The sequence below is a fragment of the Romboutsia sp. 1001285H_161024_C4 genome (assembly GCF_015550185.1).
In the GTDB taxonomy this organism is placed as follows: Bacteria; Bacillota; Clostridia; order Peptostreptococcales; family Peptostreptococcaceae; genus Romboutsia_C; species Romboutsia_C hominis.
In genome coordinates, this window is sequence record NZ_JADNAJ010000007.1 from 114576 (window position 1) to 124265 (window position 9690).

Below are 9690 nucleotides of genomic sequence, written 5' to 3' on the forward strand. Positions count from 1 at the left end.
TTAACACTTTATACACATGTTAATATCTTTGCATTTATTAGGCTTAAAGTATTTATTAACATTATCCACATAGCCTATTACTATTACTACTAATTTTTTATTTATTTTTTATATATGAAGACCACAAGGAGGTTATCCACATTGAAAATAATTTGTAATCAAAAAATACTTGCTAATAAAATCGGAATATCTCAAAAAGCTATTAATAGTAAAACTACTTTAGACTTATTAAAGGGAATATTATTATCAGCAAAAGGAGATCAACTAAAATTAACTGGTTATGATTTAGAAATAGGTATAGAAACTTATACACAAGCTGAAGTTATAGAAGAAGGAGAAATAGTAGTAAATGCTAGACTTTTTGGTGATATAATTAGAAAGCTACCAGATTCTTTTGTTGAAATAGAAACAGATAGTGAAAATAATGTATACATAAATTGTGTAAACTCAAGATTTAAGATAAAAGGAGATTCAGCTAAAGAATTTCCAAAGTTACCAGAAGTAAATAAAGAAGACTTATATAATATACCTCAAGATTTACTAAAAAATATGATAAAGCAAACAGTATTTGCTATATCTCAAGACCAAACAAAGCCTATCTTAATGGGTGAACTTTTAGAAATAGTAAATGGTAATATAAGTTTAGTAGCTATAGATGGATATAGATTAGCTGTTAGAAGCTGTAATTTAGAGAATATTTCAAATGATGCTAAAGTTATAATTCCAGGAAAGGCATTAATAGATGTAAATAGCTTATTATCATCAGAAGAAGATATAAAAATGGGATTTGATGATAAAAATGCAATATTTATAATAAATGACACTAAAATAATAACTAGACTTTTAGAAGGTGAATTTATAGATTATAAAAGATTACTTCCAAGAGAACACAATACTAGAGTTAAATTAAAAACAAGAGATCTTTTAAATAGTATTGAGAGAGCATCATTATTATCTCAAGCTGAAAAAAATAATCTAATCAAATTATCTATAAGAGATAATGCAATGGCAATAACTTCTAATACAGATAAAGGAAATGTTTATGAAGAAGTTTCACTAGAATTAGAAGGAGATTATTTAGATATCGCATTCAATTCAAGATACTTCTTAGAAGGATTAAAAAACATTGATAGTGAAGAGATATTTATAGAATTCACAACAAATGTTAATCCTTGTATAATAAAACCTGCTGACGAAATCGAGTATACATACCTATTACTTCCAGTAAGAATATCATCTAGTATATAATTCATTAAAAAAGCCCAACTAATAAAGTTGGGTTTTTATAACTAATTTTATGATATAATATATTTTTGACATGTTAGTGAAAAACTAAATGAAAATAAATAGGAGGACGAGCTATGATAGAGATAAATATAGATTCAGAATATATAAAATTAGATCAACTTTTAAAATTAGCAGACTTAGCATCAACAGGTGGACATGCTAAATTTTTAATATTAGAAGGTCTAGTTAAGGTAAATGGAGAAGTTGAAACAAGAAGAGGAAGAAAACTTAAACCTCAAGATATAGTTGAGGTAGAAGGAAATCAAATAAAAGTAGTGTAATAAGGAGAGCCTTTTATGCAACTAAATAGTTTGCAGTTAGTCAATTTTAGAAATTACGATAGCTTACATCTGGAATTTAATAAAAAAGTAAATCTTCTTGTCGGAAAAAATGGCCAAGGAAAGACTAATATAGTAGAATCTATATATATGCTATCTTTTGGAAAGTCCTTTAGAACCAATAAAGACAAGGAAATAATAAAATTTGAAAAAGAGAATCTTTATGTTGGAGGAGCTTTTTCAAAGGAAAATACTAAAGGCTTAATTGAAATAGCTATCAGTAAGAATAAGAAGGGTATAAAAGTAAATAAAATACCTATTCAAAAAATATACGAACTGCTTGGAAATATAAATGTTGTAATATTTTCTCCAGAAGATCTGAGACTAGTTAAAGAAGGACCTAAAGAAAGAAGATCTTTCATAGATAAAGAGATTAGTCAAATTATACCTAGATATTATAATTATCTTACAAATTATAATAAAATATTATTCCAAAGGAATCAGTTACTTAAGAGTAAGAATATAGATAAATCTTTATTAGATGTATATGATGAAAGTTTAGCTAAGTACGGTAGCTATATTTACATACTTAGAAGAGATTTTATAAAGAAAATAGCAGGTATATCTAAAAGTTTACATGATAAACTAACTGGAGGAATTGAAGATTTAGTTATAACATATAAAAATCAAATTGATATAAATGATGAAGATACTGCCCAGACAGTATATAACAAATTTATTGAAAAACTTTCGTCAAGCCGTGAGCATGATATAGATACAAGAACTACTAGATATGGATTACATAGAGATGATCTTAACATATTTGTTAACGGATTAGATGTAAGGTTATATGGTTCACAAGGACAACAAAGAACTGCATCAATTTCTTTAAAATTATCAGAAATTGAGTTAATAAATAATGAAGTTGGAGAATATCCAATATTAATTTTAGACGATGTGTTCAGTGAATTAGATGAAACAAGGCAAAAACTATTAGTAAATAACTTAAATGTAGTTCAAATGTTTATAACTACAGCAGAGGTTTCACATAAAAGTATATTCAATATAGATAACACTACTATATTTAATATTGACAATGGAAGTGTTGTAAACATAGAGAATGGAGGGAACTAGATGAAGCAAGAATATGGTGCAAGTCAGATTCAGGTTCTAGAAGGATTAGAGCCTGTTAGAAAAAGACCTGGTATGTATATAGGATCTACTGGTCCAAGAGGGTTACATCACTTAGTTTACGAGATAGTAGACAACAGTATAGATGAAGCACTTCAAGGATATTGTACTGAGATATACGTATCTATAAATCAAGATGGAAGTATCTTAGTAAGAGATAATGGGAGAGGGATACCAGTTGAAGTTCACCCTCAAACAGGTAAGTCTACACTAGAAACAGTTTTAACAGTACTTCATGCAGGAGGAAAGTTTGGTGGAGGAGGATACAAGGTATCTGGTGGTCTTCACGGAGTTGGGGTATCTGTTGTTAATGCGTTATCTGAGTGGTTAGTAGCAGAAATTTCAAGAGATGGAAAGTTATATAGACAAACTTATGAAAAAGGTGTAGCTACATCAGAACTTAATGCAGTAGGAACATCAAGCCATACAGGAACTTGTATAAGCTTCATGCCTGATGCTACTATATTTGACGAAATAGACTTCAAGTATGAAACATTAGAGCATAGATTAAGAGAATTAGCATTCCTTAACAAAGGAATAAAAATAATTTTAGAAGATAAAAGAGAAGGAAAAGAAAAGATAAAAGAATTCCACTACCTTGGTGGTTTAGTAGAATATATAAAATACTTAAATAAATCGAGAACTGGAATACATGAAGATATAGTTTATATAGACAAAAAAGTAGATGACTATATGGTAGAATTAGCAATGCAATATACTGATGGTTACACGGAAAACATATATTCATTTGCTAATAATATAAATACTCATGAGGGTGGATCTCATTTAAGTGGATTTAAAGCGGCCCTTACTAAAACATTAAATGATTACGCAAGAAGAAATAAAGTAATAAAAGATAATGAGCCTAATTTATTAGGTGAAGATATAAGAGAAGGTCTTACAGCTGTAGTATCTGTTAAGCTTCCTGAGCCTCAATTCGAAGGTCAAACAAAGACTAAGCTAGGTAATACAGAGATGAGAGGTATAGTGGATAGTATAACTGTTGAAGAATTAGGAGCTTTCTTAGAAGAAAACCCAACTACAGCAAAAATAATAGTTGATAAGGCCCTTAGAGCTCAAAGAGCGAGAGAAGCTGCAAAAAGAGCAAGAGAGTTAACTAGAAGAAAAAGTGTGTTAGAAAGTACTGCATTACCTGGGAAATTAGCAGACTGTGCTGAAAAAGACCCAGCTAAGAGTGAAGTATTCTTAGTCGAAGGGGATTCTGCCGGTGGATCTGCTAAACAAGGTAGAGATAGACACACTCAAGCTATATTACCACTAAGAGGTAAGATACTTAACGTTGAAAAATCTAGATTAGATAAAATATTATCTTCAGATGAAATAAAAAATATGATAACTGCTTTTGGATGTGGTATAGGAAATGACTTCGATTTAGAAAAAGCTAGATATCATAAAATAGTAATAATGACCGATGCCGATGTCGATGGAGCTCACATTAGAACATTATTACTTACATTCTTCTTTAGATACATGAGACCACTTATAGAAAATGGATATGTATATGCAGCGCAACCACCACTATATAAGGTCAAGAAACAAAAGAAAGAATACTATGTATACTCAGACAAAGAGCTTGCTAGCCTATTAGAGTCGATTGGTAGAACTGGCGTAGAGTTACAAAGATACAAAGGACTTGGAGAAATGAATGCAGAGCAATTATGGGATACAACAATGAACCCAGAAACTAGAACATTACTACAAGTAAATATAGAAGATGCGGCTATGGCAGATGAGGTATTCTCAATGCTTATGGGTGATAAAGTAGCCCCAAGAAAAGAATTTATAGAAACAAATGCTAAATACGTTAAGAATTTAGATATATAAGAAAGGGGATGAGTGTAAATGGAAGAAAACAATAGAATACTTCCTTTAGAAATAGCTGATGAAATGAAAAAATCGTATATGGATTATGCGATGAGTGTTATAGCTGGACGTGCTCTTCCTGATGTAAGAGACGGTCTTAAGCCAGTTCATAGAAGAATACTATACTCTATGAATGAATTGAACTTAACACCAGATAAACCTTATAGAAAGTCTGCCCGTATAGTTGGGGACGTTCTAGGGAAATATCACCCACATGGTGATAGTGCAGTTTACTTAGCTATGGTTAGAATGGCACAAGATTTCTCTACAAGAGGACTTTTAGTTGATGGACATGGTAACTTTGGTTCAGTCGATGGAGATTCACCAGCGGCAATGCGTTATACTGAAGCTAGAATGAGTAAACTATCTTTAGAATTATTAAGAGATATAGAAAAAGAGACTGTTGATTTTATCCCTAACTTTGATGAGTCTTTAAAGGAGCCAGCAGTATTACCATCTAGATTCCCAAACTTATTAGTTAATGGATCTAACGGTATAGCAGTTGGTATGGCAACAAGTATACCACCTCATAACTTAGCAGAGGTTATAGATGCAACAGTACATTTAATAGATAATGAGGAGTGCACTGTAGAAGATTTAATGCAGTTTGTACAAGGACCAGATTTTCCTACTTCAGCAATAATAATGGGAAAAGAAAATATAGCTAATGCCTATAGAACAGGTAGAGGAAAAGTAAAAGTTAGAGCAAGAGCTTATATAGAAGAACTACCTAAGAATAAGCAACAAATAGTAGTAACTGAAATACCATATCAAGTTAATAAAGCTAAGTTAGTTGAAAAAATAGCTGATTTAGTTAAAGAGAAGAAGGTTGAAGGAATATCTGACCTAAGAGATGAAAGTAACAGAAATGGTATGAGAATAGTTATAGAGCTTAAGAGAGACGTTAATGCAAATATAGTATTAAACAACTTATATAAGCATTCTCAAATGGAAGAAACTATAAGTATAATAATGCTTGCATTAGTTGATGGTCAACCAAGAGTATTAAATCTTAAGCAAATATTATACTACTATGTAAAACATCAAAAAGATGTAGTTACAAGAAGAACTAAATTTGAATTAAATAAAGCTGAAGCAAGAGCTCACATATTAGAAGGGTTAAGAATAGCTTTAGATAACATAGATGCAGTAATAAAATTAATAAGAAGCTCTAAAACTACTCAAGAAGCTAAAGCAGGTCTTATGGAGAGATTTGGATTATCAGAAATTCAATCACAAGCTATATTAGACATGAGACTTCAAAGACTTACAGGATTAGAAAGAGATAAAATAGAAGCAGAGTATGAAGAGTTAATTAAGAAAATAAATAGATTAAAAGAAATATTAGCTAATGAGAGATTACTTCTTAACGTAATAAAAGACGAAATGCTAATAATTAAAAAGAATTATGCTGACGAAAGAAGAACTGAAATAAGACATGCTGAGGGTGAAATAGACGTTAGAGATCTTATTGAAGAAGAAGAAATAGCTATAACTCTAACTCACTTTGGATACATAAAGAGAGTGCCAGCAGATACTTATAAGAGTCAAAATAGAGGTGGAAGAGGTATATCAGCTCTTACTACAAGAGAAGAAGACTTTGTTAAGCACCTTGTAACAACAACGACTCATAGTAAGTTATTATTCTTCACTAACAAAGGTAGAGTATTTAAATTAAATGCTTATGAAATACCTGAAGGGAAGAGACAGTCTAAAGGTACAGCTATAATAAACTTACTTCAACTAGCTCCAAATGAAAAAATAGCCACACTAATAGCAATAAATGAAAATGATGAGAATCAATATTTATTATTAGCTACTAAAAATGGTATAGTTAAAAAGACTAAGCGTGAAGAGTTCAAAAATATTAATAAATCTGGGCTGATAGCTATAGGATTAAGAGAAGACGATGAGCTTATAGGAGTTAAGTTAACAGATGCTAATAAGGAAGTTTTACTAATAACTAAAGATGGTATGTCTATAAGATTTGATGAAAATGACATAAGACCAATGGGTAGAACTGCTATGGGTGTTAAAGGTATAACTTTAGGCGCTGATGATAAAGTAGTATCTATGAGCTTAACAGATGAAGGAACAGAAGTATTAGTAGTTAGTGAAAATGGATTTGGAAAAAGAACAGATATAGAAGAGTATAGAACTCAGATAAGAGCTGGTAAAGGTATAAAGACATATAATATAGCTGCTAAGACAGGAAAGCTTGTTGGAGCTGAAATGGTTACAGAAGAAGACGAAATAATGATAATAAACTCAGATGGAGTGTTAATAAGATTAAGAGTGAATGAAATATCATTATTTGGAAGAGTAACAAGCGGTGTTAAACTAATGAAGACCAATGATGAAGTTAATGTAGTTTCTATTGCTAAAATAAATATAGAAGAAGAATAGGAATATATCCTATTCTTTTTCCATAGCTATCGACTATAGGAGAGGAGAATGTATTATGAGCAATAAGAAAGGGAAATATTTATTACTAGGAGCATTTCTTGGATTTATAGCCGGTTTATTCTTTGCACCTAAAAAAGGTTCAGAATTAAGAAGAGATGCTAAAGAAAAGCTAGGTGAGGTTAAGGAAAACCCAAAAGAAGCTTTACAAGGAACAATAGATGGTGTAAAAACTAAAATAAATAATCTAATTGATGATAATGTATTAGAAGATAGTATAGATATATGTGAAGATGAAATAGTAATAAGTAGAACTTTTGAAGATGAAGGGGAGAATAATTAATGGATGCAATGGGATGGCAAATAGGTGCTGTTTTATTTGGTGTTTCGGCATTAATTATAGCAATATACATAGGAAGATTATTGAATGAGACAACTAAAGTTGTAGGAAAGGTATACAAAATAGTTGACTATAATGAAAGACATATACACGAGACAATAGAAAATGTTGCCGCTATATCTAAAAATACAGAAGAAATAACTGATTTAGTTGGCAAAGTGGCAGGTATAGCCAAAATATTTAAATTTATAAAGAGATAATTGCATATAAGGAGGTTTATTGATGTCAATAAATATAAATTCAAAGCTAAATGAACAAGAATGTTTCTGGGATATATCACTAGAAGGAGAACTTGATGTTTCTACAGCAGATAAGTTAAAAGAACATTTACATAATTTAGCAGATAAAGAATCTTTAGATATGAAAATTAACCTTACAAACTTAGATTATATAGATTCAACTGGTTTAGGTGTAATGATAGGAGTACTTAAGAAATTAAAAATAAACGGAAAGGAAATATATATATTAAATCCAAAAATCAATGTAAAAAAAATATTTGCAATAACAGGACTAGATAAAATATTTAAAGTGGAGGGATAGACGTTGGCTTTTGAAACAATAAAGATGGAAATAAGCTCAAACCCTGAGTATGTTGGAATTATAAGATTAACCACATCAGGTATAGCTAATAAAATCGGATTTTCGATAGATGATATAGAAGACATAAAAGTTGCTGTATCAGAAGCTTGTACAAATGCTATAAAGCATAGTAATGATAATAAATTTTTTATAACTTTTGATATATTAGAAAATGGATTAGCTATAGAAATTGAAGATAAAGGCAAGGGGTACGATGTAGAATCTTTACATCAACCAGATTTAAATAATCCAAAAGAAAGTGGGTTAGGATTATTTATAATACAATCATTAATGGATGAAGTTAATATAGAATCTAAAGAAAATAAAGGGACTATAATAAAAATGACTAAGTATTTAGGAGTTGGTATTTAATGAAAAACGTAGCTAATGCTACTAATTACCTAGACATAGATAATAAGGAGCTATTCAAGATATATAGCAAGGATAAAGATAACAAAGAAGTTAGAAATATTCTTATTGAAAAACATCTATATTTAGTAAATTTGTTAGCTAAAAAATATGCAAATAAAGGTGTAGAATTTGAAGATATATATCAAGTAGCTTCATTAGCATTAATATACGCTATAGATAGGTATGATATAGAAAAAGGGTATGAGTTTTCAAGTTTTGCAACTCCTACGATAATAGGTGAAATAAAAAAGTACTTTAGAGATAAAGTATGGACACTTAGAGTACCGAGGCGTGTTCAAGAGTTAAGCAAAAAGATAAGTGAAGCCAAAGTTATATTAGAACAAGAATATAAAAAACAACCTAGAGTAGAAGAGATTGCAAAATATATAGGGTGTACAGAAGAAGATGTTTTAGAAGCCATGGAAGCATCTTATGGATATCAACCTATATCATTAGATTCATCAAGTAATGATGATTCAGAAGATAAAGATATAACATTGATAGACAAAATTGGACAAGAAGAAAGTAGTTTTGGAAATATAGAACAGCGAGACTTTATAAATAAATTCATGGAAAATTTAAATGAATTAGAAGTTAAAATATTTAAAGATAGATTTTTCTTAGATAAAACTCAATCTATGATTGCAAAAGAACTAGAAATCTCTCAAATGACTGTTTCTAGGCTAGAAAGAAAGATAGTTGAAAAGCTTAGAAAAGAATATGAAAAAAATTTATAAAAAAGTTTTTGAAAAAGTATTGACCTACTGTTTATTCTATAGTATATTATTACTTGTCCTTAAGAAAAGGGCAAATAAGAAATGAACTTTGAAAATTAAACAGTAGGTTAATTTATATAACTGATTCTTAAAAGAATCGAATACAACCAAGCCAGATATTCAGATAATGATAGTCTGAGCAGGTAACAACTTTTATTTGAGAGTTTGATCCTGGCTCAGGATGAACGCTGGCGGCGTGCCTAACACATGCAAGTCGAGCGATTTACTTCGGTAAAGAGCGGCGGACGGGTGAGTAACGCGTGGGTAACCTGCCCTGTACACACGGATAACATACCGAAAGGTATGCTAATACGAGATAACATGAGAGAGTCGCATGGCTTTCTTATCAAAGCTTTTGCGGTACAGGATGGACCCGCGTCTGATTAGCTAGTTGGTAAGGTAACGGCTTACCAAGGCGACGATCAGTAGCCGACCTGAGAGGGTGATCGGCCACATTGGAACTGAGACACGGTCCAAACTC

General features: G+C 30.6%; 10 protein-coding genes and 1 rRNA gene. All 11 read left to right on the forward strand.

What is annotated here, in order from left to right; genetic code table 11:
• Positions 1-141: 141 nt before the first annotated feature.
• Positions 142-1248, forward strand: coding sequence for a DNA polymerase III subunit beta (gene dnaN, locus I1959_RS12150; protein WP_092921706.1), 1107 nt, complete (start codon positions 142-144; stop codon positions 1246-1248).
• 113 nt (positions 1249-1361) lie between these two features.
• Positions 1362-1568: a S4 domain-containing protein YaaA gene (gene yaaA / locus I1959_RS12155; protein ID WP_092921708.1), complete on the forward strand. Its 207-nt coding sequence runs from the start codon at positions 1362-1364 to the stop codon at positions 1566-1568.
• 15 nt (positions 1569-1583) lie between these two features.
• Entirely contained in the window at positions 1584-2699 is a 1116-nt protein-coding gene (gene recF / locus I1959_RS12160; protein WP_092921710.1) for a DNA replication/repair protein RecF, read from the forward strand.
• Positions 2700-4601, forward strand: a complete 1902-nt coding sequence (gyrB, locus tag I1959_RS12165) for a DNA topoisomerase (ATP-hydrolyzing) subunit B (RefSeq protein WP_092921712.1) — start codon at positions 2700-2702, stop codon at positions 4599-4601.
• An 18-nt stretch (positions 4602-4619) separates the two neighbouring features.
• Positions 4620-7046, forward strand: coding sequence for a DNA gyrase subunit A (gene gyrA / locus I1959_RS12170; protein WP_092921714.1), 2427 nt, complete (start codon positions 4620-4622; stop codon positions 7044-7046).
• Positions 7047-7101: 55 nt separating this feature from the next.
• The gene (locus I1959_RS12175) at positions 7102-7386 is read left to right on the forward strand and encodes a YtxH domain-containing protein (protein WP_092921716.1); all 285 of its coding nucleotides are present in this window, start codon (positions 7102-7104) and stop codon (positions 7384-7386) included.
• Complete coding sequence (locus I1959_RS12180) at positions 7386-7643, forward strand: hypothetical protein (protein WP_092921718.1); 258 nt, start codon at positions 7386-7388, stop codon at positions 7641-7643. Before I1959_RS12175 ends, I1959_RS12180 begins: the two co-directional genes overlap by 1 nt.
• Before the next feature lie 22 nt (positions 7644-7665).
• Positions 7666-7983 carry an STAS domain-containing protein gene (locus tag I1959_RS12185; RefSeq protein WP_166506172.1) on the forward strand — a complete coding sequence of 106 codons (318 nt, stop codon included), beginning with the start codon at positions 7666-7668 and terminating at the stop codon, positions 7981-7983.
• 3 nt (positions 7984-7986) lie between these two features.
• On the forward strand, positions 7987-8394 hold the full coding sequence (locus I1959_RS12190; RefSeq protein WP_330383662.1) for an ATP-binding protein: 408 nt from the start codon (positions 7987-7989) through the stop codon (positions 8392-8394).
• The gene (locus I1959_RS12195; RefSeq protein WP_166506173.1) at positions 8394-9170 is read left to right on the forward strand and encodes a SigB/SigF/SigG family RNA polymerase sigma factor; all 777 of its coding nucleotides are present in this window, start codon (positions 8394-8396) and stop codon (positions 9168-9170) included. Before I1959_RS12190 ends, I1959_RS12195 begins: the two co-directional genes overlap by 1 nt.
• A 192-nt stretch (positions 9171-9362) precedes the next feature.
• Positions 9363-9690, forward strand: a 16S ribosomal RNA gene (locus I1959_RS12200); the annotation flags it as partial.